The sequence below is a fragment of the Hymenobacter crusticola genome (assembly GCF_002154225.1).
Taxonomy (GTDB): domain Bacteria; phylum Bacteroidota; class Bacteroidia; order Cytophagales; family Hymenobacteraceae; genus Hymenobacter; species Hymenobacter crusticola.
The window spans coordinates 334,754-349,411 of the sequence record NZ_MTSE01000002.1 but is presented as its reverse complement, the minus strand read 5'-3'; the positions used below and the strand labels follow the sequence as shown (position 1 = coordinate 349,411).

Annotated in this window: 13 protein-coding genes; 5 read left to right on the top strand and 8 right to left on the bottom strand. The window is 52.8% G+C overall.

Annotated features, from left to right (window positions below; genetic code table 11):
• Positions 1 to 4: 4 nt before the first annotated feature.
• From BXP70_RS04795 to BXP70_RS04775, 5 genes are all read right to left on the bottom strand, one after another.
• The gene (locus tag BXP70_RS04795) at positions 5 to 856 is read right to left on the bottom strand and encodes a hypothetical protein (protein ID WP_086592885.1); all 852 of its coding nucleotides are present in this window, start codon (positions 854 to 856) and stop codon (positions 5 to 7) included.
• Positions 857 to 1,113: 257 nt separating this feature from the next.
• Complete coding sequence (locus BXP70_RS04790) at positions 1,114 to 2,352, bottom strand: MFS transporter (protein ID WP_245849507.1); 1,239 nt, start codon at positions 2,350 to 2,352, stop codon at positions 1,114 to 1,116.
• A gap of 87 nt (positions 2,353 to 2,439) precedes the next feature.
• Positions 2,440 to 2,811: a DMT family protein gene (locus BXP70_RS04785; RefSeq protein WP_086592883.1), complete on the bottom strand. Its 372-nt coding sequence runs from the start codon at positions 2,809 to 2,811 to the stop codon at positions 2,440 to 2,442.
• Between the two features lie 416 nt (positions 2,812 to 3,227).
• Positions 3,228 to 4,886 carry an alpha-L-fucosidase gene (locus BXP70_RS04780; RefSeq protein WP_086592882.1) on the bottom strand — a complete coding sequence of 553 codons (1,659 nt, stop codon included), beginning with the start codon at positions 4,884 to 4,886 and terminating at the stop codon, positions 3,228 to 3,230.
• Between the two features lie 268 nt (positions 4,887 to 5,154).
• Positions 5,155 to 6,687, bottom strand: coding sequence for a hypothetical protein (locus BXP70_RS04775; protein ID WP_086592881.1), 1,533 nt, complete (start codon positions 6,685 to 6,687; stop codon positions 5,155 to 5,157).
• Positions 6,688 to 7,071: 384 nt separating this feature from the next.
• On the opposite strand from BXP70_RS04775, the gene BXP70_RS04770 reads away from it, so the two are divergent.
• From BXP70_RS04770 to BXP70_RS29365, 5 genes are all read left to right on the top strand, one after another.
• Positions 7,072 to 7,344 (top strand): hypothetical protein, encoded by a 273-nt coding sequence (locus BXP70_RS04770; RefSeq protein WP_086592880.1) that lies wholly within the window; start codon positions 7,072 to 7,074, stop codon positions 7,342 to 7,344.
• Positions 7,345 to 7,563: 219 nt separating this feature from the next.
• Positions 7,564 to 9,174, top strand: a complete 1,611-nt coding sequence (locus tag BXP70_RS04765; RefSeq protein ID WP_179197592.1) for an ABC transporter substrate-binding protein — start codon at positions 7,564 to 7,566, stop codon at positions 9,172 to 9,174.
• 8 nt (positions 9,175 to 9,182) lie between these two features.
• Positions 9,183 to 10,247 carry an ABC transporter permease gene (locus tag BXP70_RS04760; RefSeq protein ID WP_086592878.1) on the top strand — a complete coding sequence of 355 codons (1,065 nt, stop codon included), beginning with the start codon at positions 9,183 to 9,185 and terminating at the stop codon, positions 10,245 to 10,247.
• 59 nt (positions 10,248 to 10,306) lie between these two features.
• Complete coding sequence (locus tag BXP70_RS04755) at positions 10,307 to 11,257, top strand: ABC transporter permease (protein WP_179197591.1); 951 nt, start codon at positions 10,307 to 10,309, stop codon at positions 11,255 to 11,257.
• A gap of 321 nt (positions 11,258 to 11,578) precedes the next feature.
• Positions 11,579 to 11,809, top strand: a complete 231-nt coding sequence (locus BXP70_RS29365) for a hypothetical protein (protein WP_143436368.1) — start codon at positions 11,579 to 11,581, stop codon at positions 11,807 to 11,809.
• Between the two features lie 155 nt (positions 11,810 to 11,964).
• Here BXP70_RS29365 and BXP70_RS04750 read toward each other — a convergent pair whose 3' ends face one another.
• The 3 genes from BXP70_RS04750 to hemC form a co-directional block, all read right to left on the bottom strand.
• The gene (locus BXP70_RS04750) at positions 11,965 to 12,870 is read right to left on the bottom strand and encodes an SDR family oxidoreductase (protein WP_086592876.1); all 906 of its coding nucleotides are present in this window, start codon (positions 12,868 to 12,870) and stop codon (positions 11,965 to 11,967) included.
• A gap of 30 nt (positions 12,871 to 12,900) precedes the next feature.
• The gene (locus tag BXP70_RS04745) at positions 12,901 to 13,545 is read right to left on the bottom strand and encodes a peptidylprolyl isomerase (protein WP_086592875.1); all 645 of its coding nucleotides are present in this window, start codon (positions 13,543 to 13,545) and stop codon (positions 12,901 to 12,903) included.
• Between the two features lie 76 nt (positions 13,546 to 13,621).
• A complete protein-coding gene (gene hemC / locus BXP70_RS04740) occupies positions 13,622 to 14,557 on the bottom strand; it encodes a hydroxymethylbilane synthase (RefSeq protein ID WP_086592874.1) in 936 nt (311 codons plus the stop codon).
• Positions 14,558 to 14,658: the final 101 nt, after the last annotated feature.

Sequence of the window (14,658 nt, the reverse complement as noted above, 5' to 3'; positions counted from 1 at the left end):
GGGCTTATTGCACCAAGAACTGAACGCCGTCGAGGGTAATAGTTTGGGTGCGCACAACGCGCGTAGGTTTCGCGGCTACTTCGCCAGGCACCGAGGCCCGCAGCGCGCCGGTAGCGGCTACCGTGGCACCTACTTTCAGCTTGTTGGCGAGTTGCTCCGCAGCCGTGGGCGGTAGGCGCAGGATGGTACCGTCGTTAAGTACCACGGCGTTGGTGCGGCCGCGGGGGTCCTGCCCTAGGCGCTGCACCGTGCCGCGGGCCGTGGTGGTTTCTTCGGCAGGTGGAGTAGCGGGGCGGACCGGCGGGGTGTCGCGTACAGTTTGTCCACCCGCACTCAAACCCACCAGATGCAGACTCGGCTGTCCTTGCGGATTGGTGTCACGGAAGCCGGTTATGCTTACTTGACTGCCAACTTTCGCCACGGCGAGTAGGGCTTGACCTAGATGGCGAGGAAAGAGGACGGTTTCGGTACCTGCGCTGGTTTTGAAAACAAAGCTGTCGTACACCTGATCGTCGTTGGTGGCCACGTATTCCGTCAGCGTGCCGCTGAAATCATGCAGCTCCTGCACGCGAGCTTTGCCCCTCGGTTCTTCCGGACCATCGCCGGGCCGTGGCGGGCGGGGTGGGCCGCCGGGGGCACCGGATTGGGGACCACCGGTAGGTGGCGCCAGGGCAGAACCGTTGGCCGGGGCGGGCGGTGGAGTGGCTGGGCTAGCTTTGCCAGCTTTAGTTTTAACTTTTGCCTTAGTCGACGGGGTAGAAGCGCTAGGTGCTTGCTGGGCAAACGCCAAAGGAGAGCCGACTAGGAACAAGGCCACGCTGGCTACGAAAACGGGTTTTACTGCGAAGGACAACATAAAGATGAGTAGGATTATACAACCGGGTCGTTCCGTTTGTCTGCCTCAAAGTTGTCGTCCTCGGCTTAGGACCAACTTAAGCGGAAATTAATTTTTCTTCAGTCCCAGTTGAGTGGCGCCTTGGAACACCTGGCGTCTTGGCTCTGCTCATTGGCAGCCTGCACTATTCCTTGAGGCTAGGCGATGCGGGCCGGTATTCACGAAAAAAAGAATGGAGCTAGGTCGTACTCTTCTGGCGCGGCGGCCAACGGTCGGCTTTAGCTCGTTGCCGGTTCGGGCAGTTGGTTAGGCGCCAGCACAGGGTTTGTCTCCTCAACACAGTACCAGAAAAAGCCCAATGCCACCGTCGCTACTACTGCTAACGCTAAGAAGCCAGCGCGGTAGCCAAAGTGCTGCACGAGGTAGCCTGCACCCACCGTACTCAGGGCTGCCCCAATGCCAAGGGCCGTAGCAATGGCCCCCTGCACGAAGTTGAAGCGGCCGGTGCCACGGGTAAGATCCGCAATCATGATGACACTTATCACTCCAAAAATTCCGCCAGCCAGACCATCGAGCACTTGCACACTGACCAGAAAAAAGGCATTGTTGCTGAGGGTGTAGAGCACGCCCCGAATCGGCAGCACCGCAAAAGCCAGCAGAAATACCGGTTTGCGCCCCGCCTCCGGCGCCCGCCGGCTCACCCAAGCAGCTACTGGCACCATCACGAGCTGCGCCACAATGATGCAGGCCGACATGAACAGCGCAGATGCCTTTTGGTTGCTGAGAGCTAGCTTTTGCCCAACAAGCGGCAGCATGGCCGCGTTGGCAAAGTGAAACAGCACGACGGCCACAGCAAAGCGCAGTATGCGTGGGTTGGCGAGCATCTGACGTATTCCAGCCGTAGGGCCTGCGACCGGCGCGGATACTGTAGCGCTATTATTTTCTGCTGCTGGGTCAGAAGCATCGGCGCTCTGGCCACGAGCTAGCTCGTTGTTGATGGCCGCGGGGTCGATGCGCAGCGCTGACCAGCTCCCAAGCACACACATGGCCGCCACGAGATAGAAAATTCCTTCGTAACGCCAATAATAGCCAATAAGCCCCGCCAGCATAGCCGCTAATACATTGCCGCTATGATTGAACGCTTCATTACGGCCCGTCTGCTGGGCAAAGCGCCGGTGGCCTACCAACCCTAGCGTAATGGCTGCTACTACAGGAGCATAAATGGTCGTAGCAGCGCCGGTAAGCGCCTGGGTAGCATAGATAATAGCCGGCGACACAAACGTGACGGCCACAAGGCAGCTCACCGCTACCACGGCCGAGGCCAGCACCAGCAACCGGCGCTTGTGTTGCGAGTTATCAACCCAGGAGCCGGCCGGCGTCTGTAACAGCACCGCCACTAAACCGGGCAGCGACATGGCAATTCCAATTGGGCCCGGCTGCCAGTGGCGTACGGTGAGCAGATAAATAGCTAGGTAAGGCCCTACCCCGTCGCGCACATCAGCCAGGAAGAGGTTCATAGGGGCTAAAGCCCGAATGCTGCGGCGCTTATCCGCGACCATGACCTAGCTCGAAAAAGCAGAGACGAACGCGCTTACTTGAGCGCTCTACCACTTTTTGAAGATAAAAAAGACGGCCAGCACAATCAGCGCAAAGCCTACCAAGTGGTTCCAGGCGAGCTTATCCGTCTTGAAAAAGTAAACGGTGATTAGCGTGAACACAATCAGCGAAACGGCCTCCTGAATCGTCTTTAACTCAAACATCGAGAATGGCCCGCCGTCTTCTTTGTAGCCAATACGATTGGCTGGCACCTGAAAAATATACTCAAAGAAGGCAAGGCCCCAACTGATCATAATCACCCCAAACAGGGAGATATTGCGGAACGCTGGCATCGTCTTGAACTGCAAGTGCCCGTACCAGGCCAGTGTCATGAAGATGTTGGAAAGAACGAGCAGGCCAATGGTGTACAGGCTTTTCATTAAGGCAACGGACAAGGGTGAGGGGATTGAAAGTGCTAGACAGCTCCGCCCTCGCCGCGCCAGTAGGCAGCTAGGCTAAGGTGGAGCTTACCTACTACAATACTAGCCGCACCAAATGAAGTTTGGCTAAAGACGAGGTTAACTTTTCTTCAGCCTTCATCTGACGAGGTTTCGCTCGAAACCGCTTTCTAACTGCATATACTCTGTTTTTTACCTGGGGTGCTACCTAATTAACAGCCAATCTGAGGAGTAAATACCTTAGTAAGCTGACTAGCCTAGGTTAGGTCGCGCTAAGACATTCGGCACAGGATAAGCCATCTGCCATTGCATACTTGTCCCGCAGGTTTCGCCTTCCCTATTCCCTACATCCTCGCAGCTTACCTATGGCACTACCTATCGCCAGAAAGACCACACAGCTAAGCTGGCGTAATCTTGAAGGCGTAGGCAATAGCATTGGGCTTTGGTGAGGGGAGCACCAGCGCTAGGCCTTCTTGGGTGTGTTCGAATGAGATATTGCCAGCGCTACCTAATAATTCTACCCGCTTAACGTCACCAGCATAGTGCGACCCGCCTACAGCCAATGCCTTGAGCAGCAAGCGGCCGTTAGCGGGCCAGCCTAGGGCAGTGGCATAGAGCGTTTTGCCTTTGACAACGTAGCGGATGTCCTCGGCCCCAAAAGGCTTGCCTTTGCCCTCGTTGAAACCCTGGGCGCTGAGAGCGGCAGCATTCTCCTGGGCGGGGCCTTCGCCGAAAATTTTCCAGGGACGCGTGCCGTAGATGCTTTCACTGTTGACTTGCATCCAGGCGGCGATACCCTCCACGATGGCGCGCTCCTGATCGTCGATGCTGCCGTTGCCACGAATAGGCACGCTCAGGAGCAGGTTGCCGTTTTTGCTCACCACGTCGATGAGGGTATGAATGACCGTCTGAGCACTCTTGTAGCCATGATGATCGTAGATGCGGCGGTCGTAGTGCCACTGGCCCAGGCAGGTGCAGGTTTGCCAGGGCAGGGGCTCGATTTCGTTGCTTTGGCCGCGCTCAATGTCCCAGACCATACACTTGCGCTGCTCGGAGGTCAGGATTTTGCCGGTGATAACGGCCTCATTGCGTCCGCCATGGCGCTGAGTGCTGGTGTTGTACATGTGTGCTGCAATGCGCAGGCCAGCGTCGTTGACGGGCCAAAGCGGCAAAGCCGTATCGTCGAAATACACTAGGTCGGGCTCGTATTTGTCGAGCAGCTCGATGGTGCGGTTGTAGAACTTCTCGCAATACTCTTTGCTGGGTGGCGTCACGCCGTTGCCCCAATCCCACTGCCGATGGATCATGCCATTGTCTTGGCTGTTCTGGCTCAAAGGGTGGTTTTGGGCGTAGAGGGCTTGTGGGTCGTAGCCCTGCCACCACTTACCTTGGCCCTCGGCAGTGGTTATTTTGCCATCGTAGGGTACGCCGGCTAACGGGCCATTTTTGTCGGCGCGCTGGCTGGTTTCCAGCCAGCTCCAGGTATGGGCGGCGTGCACACTCACCCCAAAACGCAAGCCCTGCTTTTTGGCGGCTTTAGCCCAGCCGCCTACCAGGTCTTTTTTGGGCCCTAGGCGGGTTGAGTTCCAAGGCTGGTGAGTGCTAGTGTATAAGTCAAAGTTGTCGTGGTGGTTGGCTAGGCACACGAAGTACTTAGCGCCAGCTTTCTTATACAGCGCCAGTAACTCGTCGGGGTTCCACTCTTCGGCTTTCCACTCGTTTATCACGTCCTTGAAGCCAAATTTGGACGGATGGCCATACTTTTCCACGTGATACTTGTACTGGTCGCTACCCTCTTGGTACATGCCGCGGGCGTACCAGTCGCCGCGCTCGGGTTGGCACTGCGGCCCCCAGTGCGCCCATAACCCAAACTTTGCATCACGATACCACGCGGGAGTTTGGTACTGAGCCAATGAGGTCCAAGTAGGCTGGAAAGTTCCGGCAGCTACCCCACGGGTAGGGGCCAACGGGCTCCAGTTGAGGCCCGCTACTACGCTAGGTAGCCACGCGGCTGGCGCGGCTAGGGCTAGGTTTTTAACCAGCTTTCTTCTATTCATCGTCGGGGAGAGGGAGTAGAAATAAACGTATATGGCTCAGCCAGCACGCCTTGCCTTGTTATGCTGGCAGAAGCTTAGCTGACTAGTGGTCGTTATTAGACCTACGATAAGACAGACCAAACTCCTTAGCGCACGACTGTCGCTTCTCCAACTACGTTGATAACTTGTTAAAACGCAACCCTGACGTAGGTTGCCGTACTCTATCTCTCCGATATGATAGCCGACTGTCCCAGAAGCTGCTCCAACGGCCTCGAAGCTAGCTTGCTTATTATTTATAGGCCATCAATTCAGAAGTAGCTAGCTCCTTGGCATTTACCTGTAGGATTTCTAACGTCAGCGCCCACAGCTCCTCGTAGGGAATAATCTCTATTTCCGCAAAAGCTTCTCCAGGTGGCGGGGTTTCCCGCAAACGAGTGAGCAACGCTTGCCCTTTTTTCTCGCAAGCCTGCACATCAAAGTTTTCCTTAATAGTAAGCATGAGTAGGCGCAGAAAAAGCTGACTACGCAACGTTTCAGCTTCTCGCAAATGGCGCTGCTGGTACTTTCGTAAGCCCTCCATCCGGGTGAGCAGCCCCTCAGCATCGTGGTTGCGCAGGTAGTGCAGAAACTGTAGAATCAGAATGGCAACGTTGTGGCCGCGCTTGTCGCGGCTATAATCCGGTACGGTCAGGACAAACTGCGAGAAATGCAACCGCCGTAGCGGCGACTGTTCGGGCTGCACAAAGTGTAGGTACGTTTCAAATAGCTCCCAACGCTGCTGCGCGGCTACACGCTGCTTGCGATAATACGGATTTTGGCGAGCGAGCTTTAGCAGCTCTTGCGCTCGTGTATAGTTCTTCGCATGAATGGCAAGCAACAGGTAATATTCCAAGAAATAAAACCAGTTGCCTGAGGAAGGGTGAAATTCTTTGAAATACTCCTCAGCCAGCTTCAGGCCTTCCTCCACTTGTCGGCTCCGCAAGTGGGCATAAACCGTCATGAAATGATTGAACCGCTTATCAAAACGCTTTCGGTTGATCTTGCCTTTAGCTGCCAAACGTGCGGCATCCATCGTTAGACGGATGATGCCCGCGTAGTTTCCAATCATACCTTCATACATCAGCTGCGTAGTATAATGGTAGTGGAAAGTAGCGTAGCTTTTTGCTTGCTTATGCAGCGTTTGCAAGCGTTGGAGGTAATCTGGAAGCTTATTGAGAAGATTTCGGCTGCTGCGTACAGTGTGCGTCTGAGTCATTTTTGTTGCCCAGTACAAGTGCCCTGCTTCCTCCTCTAGCTCTAATTGCCGCTGATAGTGCGTAAGCTGTACTGAAGCAGCTTTGTAAAGTGCGGGCTGCCGTTGCTGAGCGTACACATTCCGCAGTAGGCGCGCAGCCATTACGGTATACTGCGTAAACTCACCATCAATAGCGAGCCGCAAGCACTTACGCAGCAAACGCTCAGACATCTTGTACTCTCCTTCACTTTGGAGCACACTTATTTGATGCAGAAGTTCAATGCACTGCAATTCGTACTGCCTGGACACCAAATGCCGGGGGTCCGATTGATCTAGAAAGTATAAGTGATGTAGCAGTTTCTGCTGCACGCGCGATTTCAACTTGCGCAAAGCGGCTTGATTAGCCCCGCTTACCGACCCATACAGCGTTTTTGTCAGTTGCAGTTGGGTGCTATCTGGCGCTTTTTCTAAAAGTCGCACGAGTTCGACTTCCTTGTTGGAAACATTTTTACTTCCAAAATCCAGTAACGGAGTCGCTTTCAGACGACGATCGGTCACAATGCGGGCTAAATTGGCTAGTTCATCCATAACAAGAAGGGCTTTTCAGCATCATAAAACGCATCTTAAAGAGCCTAGGTCTATAATGAATCTATGTCACAAAAAATCAAATTTCTTCCTTTTTATTGATTTTAGCACAGCTCTACTTTGCATCGTGGATAATTGAGTAAATATAGAAATTGTAATGTCACAATTTTAGATAAAAATCATACTATTCATGAGATAAAAAACATTAGTGCTCATGCATAAAAGTGTTCAGTTATCTTAGAATCGTAATAAAGTTTAATAATTTATTCGCATTATACAAGTCATAGAACGAATCAAAGCTTCCTTTACATGAGGTGCGCAATGAGCCAAATTTGTGTCATTCAAACGCCTGAAACACAAACCCAACTCTCATAAATAAATAACATTATGTTCGAGCTCATCGCCCTCGCCCTTTTCCAATTCGCCACCCTTACTGGCAACCCTACTACAACTATCACGCCTGCCCAGCAAACCTCATTGCAAACTGGCGGCGGTGCTGGTGGCTGGGGTGATGGTCACCTCACGAGCGAAACCGGTGGTGGCGCTGGCGGCTGGGGCGATGGTCACCTCACGAGCGAAACCGGCGGCGGTGCTGGCGGCTGGGGCGATGGTCACCTTGTTACAGGTGGCGGCGCTGGCGGCTGGGGCGATGGTCACTAAGCCATAGCGTCTGCTTGATCTGACGACTATTTCAATTATTGCCTAACTTGCCTGGTAGCCGCCGTTTCGTGTGGTTACCAGGCAATGTTGCGAATAGCTAAGTTTATATTCATCCTATTTATTATCACGGAATGCATTGCTTGTTCGGGTCCGAAGAAGCATTCCGGTACTATTCGTATCCGCTGGGCACAAGACCCAGAAACCCTGGACCCGTTGGCAATGGCCAACATTTATGCAGACGAAGGCTTAAATTTGCTGCACACTAGCCTCCTAGCTTTCGATAACCCGAAAGGACAGCTGATTCCGTGGCTAGCGAGCAAGACTCCCGTCGTTCGCTACAAGGATTCGCTGACGCTGATAACATACACCTTGCGTGATGGAGCAACCTGGGATAACGGTCAGCCAGTGCAAGCTCACGATGTGGCCTTTACTTTGAAGGCAATGAATTGTCCGGGGTTACCGAACGAAGGCATAAAAGTTAGGCTCGATTTTATTCGGGATATCCAATTTGATCCACACGATTCACGGCGTTTCACGCTTGTGTGCAAGGGCAAGTCGCCAGACTACATCAGGGAATCCGGCAACTTTTTCATTTTGCCTGAGTACGCCTTGGATAAAGTAGGGACCTTGCGTCCGATTAGCTTAACCTACCTCCAACACAGTGATACGGTTACGCTTGCCCGCAACCCTGTGCTGTCGGCTTTTGTAAGCCGTTATCAGGCCGCCGACCTAGCTCACCACCCCGACCGGCTGCCTGGCTGCGGGCCATATCAGTTAGAGCAGTGGCAAAGCGGACAGTTCCTGCGGTTTCGGCGCAAGTCCAACTGGTGGGCTACTCAGCTACGTCCTTTTCCTATTCAACTGGCAGCTCATCCTAAAGCCATTGAGTACCGGATCATTCCGAACCCAGGCACTTCCCTACTGGCGCTCCGGGAAGGTACGCTTGACGTTTATCCGTTAATTCCGGCCAAAGACTTTAACAGCTTACGCGCGTCGGCAAGTGCTAGGCAGAAGCTAAACTTCTACACGCATCCTTCCTACGAGATTGTAACGCTCGGCTTCAACACCAAGCAACCTTTGCTGGAGGATCGGCTGACGCGGCAAGCACTGAGCCATCTGTTGAACATTCCTGGCTTAATCCAGGCAACTGAGTACGGGTTGGCAGAGCGTACCGTTGGCTTAATCAGCAAACGAAGCCGACCTTACTACAATGATAGCCTACCGCTGCTTTCGTATGATCCGGCCCAAACAGTAGTCCTGCTGCAAAAGGCAGGTTGGCTCCGGCAAGCTGATGGTAATTGGTTCCGGCGTACCGTTAATGGCGCAGCACAGAAGCTAGCTTTTACCATTAACTACCGCGCCAATGACCCCCTGTTCGAACAAATTGGTCTTCAATTTCAAAATGCGGCAAAGGCTATAGGCATTGCAATTAATCTGAAGCCAACAGAAAGCTCGCTCCTATCGGCACGCTTGCGTGAAGGGAGTTACGATGTCTATATCCGGACGATAGCTGGCAACCCGTTCATCTTCAACTTTGCCCCGATCTTGCACACGGCCAGCATTGGTGTACTCAATTACACGCGTTTTGGCACAGCTAACAGCGACAAACTGATTGAAGCAATTTCTGCGGAAGCAGACCAAAAGCGCAAGGTGCTGTTGCTGCGTAAGTTTCAGCTCCTGCTCCAACAAGAAAGCCCCTTAGTACCGCTTTTTTTTCTTCCTTATCGGTTAGTTGCTTCCAATCAAATTGCAAACTTGCAGCCTTCAGGAATAAAACCTGGTTATGAGGTAAAAGCCATTATTACCCAACCAGCCCATAATAGCCAATAGGTTGGTTGATGCTACGTTTATTGCTTACTCGCCTGCTGCGGCTGCTTCCGGTTACCTGGGGCATTGTCTCTGTCTTTTTCTTGCTGAGCCGGGCGCTGCCTGATGATCAATTGCTGGCACGTGCAATCGAAAGTCAGCTTGATACGGGTAGTAGAGCCATTACAGCACCTCAACGCCAAGCTCTAGAGCTACAACTACGCCGACGCTTGGGCCTAGATAAGCCTGTTTTTTATTTCTCCATTCAGCGCTCCGCCACAGGTGGACAGAGCCACTGGCGTTGGCACGGCCTACGGAATCAATATCACCTGTGGTGGCTCGATGTCGTGCGCGGCGAGCTAGGTCGCTCCTATCGCGACAACAAACCCGTAGCTAGCCTACTTATCGAAACCTTGCGCTTCACGTTACCATTTACCGCAGCGGCTGCTTTTCTGGCTATCGGAGCAGCCTTGTGGCTATCGTTGTGGATGACACGGCACTCGCGTTGGCGCTCTTATTTGTTGACTATTTTATATAGCCTTGATGCGTTGCCCTTGTTTGTGGTAGCGCTAGTGTTGCTGTATTTATTGGCCAATCCGGATATGCTGGCGCTATTCCCAGTTTATGGCTTTGATAACCCAGAACCCACCGATACGTGGCTTGCGAACGTAGGAAGCTACTTGCACCACCTAGCTTTGCCTGTCTTTAGCTTAGTGCTGATCACTCTACCAGGCTTGGTTACGCAGCTAGATGCCTCCTTACAGCACGAATTACAGACGGCTTATGCTGTCACGGCGCGCGCGAAAGGGCTAGCGTTTCGGCAGGTGGTACGCCACCACACCCTCCGGAACGCCTTGTTGCCAGTTGTCGCTCTGGTCACAGACTTATTGCCCGCTATGGTTGCCGGCGCGGTCGTTGTAGAAGTAATTTTTGCGTTACCTGGCATGGGGCGGCTTTTAGCAGATGCCGCAGCGGCGCGCGACTACCCAGTGCTACAAGGAAGCGTTTTGCTGATAGCTTCCGTACGCCTGCTCTCTCACATTGTAGCCGACGGGCTTTATTGGCAGCTTGATCCGCGCCTTCGTTCGCAGCTATGAGCTTTTCAAGCTATTTCAGTAATCGCCGGAAGTTAGTTGCGCTCGGCTGGTTGGCTTTTTTGCTTCTCGTAGCTGCGCTGGCAGACTGGCTACCGCTCCCCTATGCTCCCGGCGACTCGGACCTAACGCATCTGTCTGAGCCGCCTTTTACAGCATTAGCTGCGTCAAGGCACTGGCTCGGTACTGACCCCCTAGGTCGTGATTTGCTCGCGGGTTTGGTTTTTGGTGCTCGTACCACGCTAATAATTAGTATACCAGCTGCTTTACTAGCGGTGGGGGTTGGGATACTACTAGGTAGCGCGGCCGGCTTTTGGGGTAACACGAGTCTGCGCGTTTCGCTAGGTCACTGCTTCGGCGTCGGTGGTCTTTTGCTCACGGGTTTTCTCAGCATCTTTCGTCTCTGGCCAGCGCCTGAGCTAGCTTGGCCCCTTACGGCCACGAGCTTTGCTCTTGTTAGCCTCTTAGCTACTAGACACGTGGAGCTATTGCAGCGAGTAACGCTGACCTTTCCCGTCGATCAGCTTGTAATGAGCGCTATTGCTTTGCTGGAGTCGATTCCCCGATTGATACTGGTGCTAGTAATTGCATCTGTGCAGGAGTCATCCGTTTTTACTTTACTACTTGTGCTAAGCCTTACCTACTGGACAGGCCCCGCCCGTCTGATTCGGGCAGAAGTTATGCGGATACGAGCACTGCCATACATAGAGGCTGTGCGGGCAACAGGCCTCACAAATATGTCTATCCTCATCTATCATGTGCTGCCCAACGCTAGCCGAAGTGTCCGTACGGCTTTCCCGCTTAGCATAGCTGCCCTCATTGGCTTAGAAACCACGCTATCCTTCCTAGGTATCGGTTTGCCAACAGAAATAGCGAGTTGGGGACGCCTAATGGCCACTGCCCGCCTGGACTCCGCGGCTTGGTGGCTAATAGTTGAGCCTGGCTTGCTGCTTCTCGGTACAATGCTGGCCCTTCGTCAGCTGGCGCGCCCTGATGAGCACACAGGTAAATAATGAATATTACACGCGTCACAAATCGGGTGAACTTTACCAACGCGTTGATCAATGTATCCTATTCGGATCAGGAATTATCTAAGTTCCTACAAAATTCAATCCTCTGATCATTAGAACTTTACTTATATACGTTGAATTTTGCGACCCTATTTACTATTGATATAATTCTAAATACTCCTTTGTCAGACGAAGTCACAATCCCTCTGTTTATGTCCTTTACATCCCTTCGCGTATGCAGTAATATTGTAATGTAAACTAACAGTTGGCGCTACAACAGCAGGACTTACTACTACTTCAAAAATCGCCAGCTGCTATTTGTTTATGTCTCGTCTTTTACTCAAACGCCGTCAAGGAATCGCGCTACGTTACTTGCTGCTAGAAATGGCCGCTCGGTACAAGGCAACGATGAAGCCGGCTGATTATCAGACAATTTGTGGAGAAATGGTTGCTTACTCAATCGGAGAAGCTGCACTAAAAAATGGTTCAGCGGTGTTAGTAGGTGGGTTGCTCGTCGGAGTACTACCACTTCCATCTGAAATTGACAGAGCATAAATATAGAAATTAAAGTGGAAGATGCTGCCAAAAAGAGCAGCTATCGTGAAGCTTGATAAATGTTGCAAATAGGTGTGTAAAAAACCCGCAGGCATTGCCTCCGGGTTTTTTGCGTTTTGGACATGTCACAAACAACTCATATTAAGTCCCCCTACTCAGTTGACCATCGTCTGCTGATTGAGCAGGGCAATACCTTGGGCAAAAGAATGCGGCTGGAAACCTAGGTCGCGCTGGGCCTTACTGATAATAAATCCCGTGCGCAACGGCCGCTTGGCTGGTTGGCTGAAACTGCTCGCATCTACCCTCGTGATGAGAGAGGTATCTAATCCGAAAAAATCAGCGACCTGAAGCGCCATTTGGTAGGGCGTGAGCATCTCATCACTGCTAATGTGGTAGATGCCAGTTGCGTTGTGCTTAGCTGCTAGCCAGCAGCCCTGAGCTAGGTCTTCGGCCAACGTAGGCGTACGAAATTGGTCATCGACCACGTTGATGGGTCTACCAGCCCGTAGCGAATCTCGTACCCACAGCACAATGTTTGTGCGTCCATAGTCGTGGGCAGTTCCGTACACGAGCACCGTCCGCAAAATTGCCCAAGCACCTTGGCTAGCTTGCACCAAGCGCTCAGCAGCTAGCTTACTTTCCCCGTAGAAGTTAACTGGCCCTGGTTTGGCGTTCTCTGTTAGCGGCCCCTCTTCCCCACTGAAGATGAAATCGGTGCTCACGTGAATGAGGTGTACCTGATGAGCAGCGCAGGCTTCTACCAAGTACTTTACTGCCGTCACATTATGCTGCCAACACTGCTCCTGATTCAGTTCACACTCATCCACGTTGGTCATGGCGGCGGTATGGATGAGGTGGGTCGGCTTTTGGGCAGCAATGACTTCTTGCACCTGCCGTTGGTCACTCGCATCAAGCGGCACAAAGGGTAAGCTTGGGTAGCTACTGGCGAGCTTATTCGGGCCGCGAGAAGTGGCGATGAGCTCAATGTCCGGCTGCTGGGCTAGCAACCCGACCAGTTTCTGGCCTAGTAGTCCATTGGAGCCCGTTATGAGGATGCGCATCTTGTGAGAGCCGATTTGACGAGGGAAGCGTTATTCGTATTTATACCCGTAGAGTGCCGTAATTTTTTTCTTCTTCAGCTTCTCCACTTTCATCGTCATCTTGATGTCGGTTTGCGGACGATCCATCATGTTCTTGGGCTGAGCGGCAATTTTATCAACGACGTCTAAGCCGTTGATCACTTGCCCAAAAACCGTATAAGCGCCATCGAGGTGGGGCGTACCACTGTGGTTTTCAACAATGTAAAATTGCGACCCGCTGCTAGCTTTCGTTGGGTTCACAAAGTCGCCCTGACGGGCGGCTGCTACGGCGCCGTACTTGTGGTATAAATCGGGCCGGATTTCGGCTGGAATGGTCTTTTCGTTGGCAGGGCCCATCCCATCGTTGCCGGGGTCCGCATCTTTGGTATTTGGGTCACCGCCCTGAATCATAAAATTCTGAATGATGCGGTGGAAGGTGGTACCGTTGTAGAAGCCACTTTTGGCTAGCTTCAGAAAGTTTGCCTTATGATTCGGAGTTTGATCGAACAGAATCAGCCTGATGTCGCCGAGCGAAGTATTAATGGTTACAACTTCGTCCTTTTTGCTCTTCTTAGGCTTTTTCGCGGCTTGCCCACTGAAAGCCAGCAACCACAGAACAGCCCACAACAACACAGAAATACGAATACTAGACTTCATTTCGGAGAATAGATTGATAACAAGAAAGCGCGAAAGTAAGCGGGCAAAATGAATTTGGGAGCTAGCTAACGACGACCTAGGCTTCAGTCCGGTGGCTGCGGATTTCGTCGAGAATCTGGCGCCCCCCTCGCTGCAACACAGCTTCGGCTACCCGTACGCCGAGAGCCTCTATCTGCGAGAGGTCGGTCGTGGCTTGTATTTCTTCCACGTACTCCTCACCATCCAAACTAATAAGGCCACCATGCAATTGCAGCACAGCATCGTTGTAAGTAGCTAGAGCGAAAGAAGGAATGCTACAGCCGCCTTCCATCGTGCGTAAGAAGGCCCGCTCGGTTTGCACGCACAAATGGGTAGTGGGGTGGTCGAGGATGCGCTGGAGGCTAGCTTTTAGCGCTGGCTCCAAGCTGCGGACACACTCAATAGCAACGCTGCCTTGCCCAGTGGCCGGCACAAATTTCGTTTCGGGCAGCATGTAGCGGATCAGTGCGTCGTATTCCATGCGGTGTACGCCGGCGTAGGCGAGTACCAGCGCATCGTACTGGCCTTCCTCTAACTTGCGCAGACGCGTTTGCAGGTTGCCACGCGCTTCGGCCGTTGTAGCAGCCGGGTAGTAGCGCTGCAACATAGCCCGCCGACGCGTGCTGCTGGTCCCTAGCACGATGCCCGGCTTGTCGAGCGAAAAGTCGGGGTCGTAGCTAACCAACACATCGTTCACAACCTCGCGCTCCATGAAGGCGAGCAACTCCAAATCCTGCGGAATGGAGCTTTGCACGTCTTTGGCGCTGTGCACGGCAATATCAATGTGCCCCGAGCGCAGGCTTTCTTCCAACTCAATGGTGAAAACGCCCTTGGAGCCGATCTTCGCCAGCGAGCGGTCGAGCACCATGTCACCGGTGGTCGTGATGATGACGATTTCGGTTGTGTATTGCTCACGCTCCAAACAAGCCGCTACGTGATTTGCCTGCCACAAAGCCAGTCGGCTGCCACGGGTGCCAATGCGAATATTCTTCATGTACCAAGTATCCTTTACCAATTAATAACAGGCTTCGACGGCCAACAGCCTAGCTTCTTTTTCTGCTTCGCGAAGCTAGGTTTTAGCAGATACAACAAGCA

Coding starts and splice junctions, on each gene's coding strand:
- BXP70_RS04795 (WP_086592885.1), bottom strand. CDS start 856: ATGTTGTCCTTCGCAGTAAAACCCGTTTTCGTAGCCAGCGTGGCCTTG.
- BXP70_RS04790 (WP_245849507.1), bottom strand. CDS start 2,352: ATGAACCTCTTCCTGGCTGATGTGCGCGACGGGGTAGGGCCTTACCTA.
- BXP70_RS04785 (WP_086592883.1), bottom strand. CDS start 2,811: ATGAAAAGCCTGTACACCATTGGCCTGCTCGTTCTTTCCAACATCTTC.
- BXP70_RS04780 (WP_086592882.1), bottom strand. CDS start 4,886: ATGAATAGAAGAAAGCTGGTTAAAAACCTAGCCCTAGCCGCGCCAGCC.
- BXP70_RS04775 (WP_086592881.1), bottom strand. CDS start 6,687: ATGGATGAACTAGCCAATTTAGCCCGCATTGTGACCGATCGTCGTCTG.
- BXP70_RS04770 (WP_086592880.1), top strand. CDS start 7,072: ATGTTCGAGCTCATCGCCCTCGCCCTTTTCCAATTCGCCACCCTTACT.
- BXP70_RS04765 (WP_179197592.1), top strand. CDS start 7,564: ATGGCCAACATTTATGCAGACGAAGGCTTAAATTTGCTGCACACTAGC.
- BXP70_RS04760 (WP_086592878.1), top strand. CDS start 9,183: ATGCTACGTTTATTGCTTACTCGCCTGCTGCGGCTGCTTCCGGTTACC.
- BXP70_RS29365 (WP_143436368.1), top strand. CDS start 11,579: ATGTCTCGTCTTTTACTCAAACGCCGTCAAGGAATCGCGCTACGTTAC.
- BXP70_RS04750 (WP_086592876.1), bottom strand. CDS start 12,870: ATGCGCATCCTCATAACGGGCTCCAATGGACTACTAGGCCAGAAACTG.
- BXP70_RS04745 (WP_086592875.1), bottom strand. CDS start 13,545: ATGAAGTCTAGTATTCGTATTTCTGTGTTGTTGTGGGCTGTTCTGTGG.
- hemC (WP_086592874.1), bottom strand. CDS start 14,557: ATGAAGAATATTCGCATTGGCACCCGTGGCAGCCGACTGGCTTTGTGG.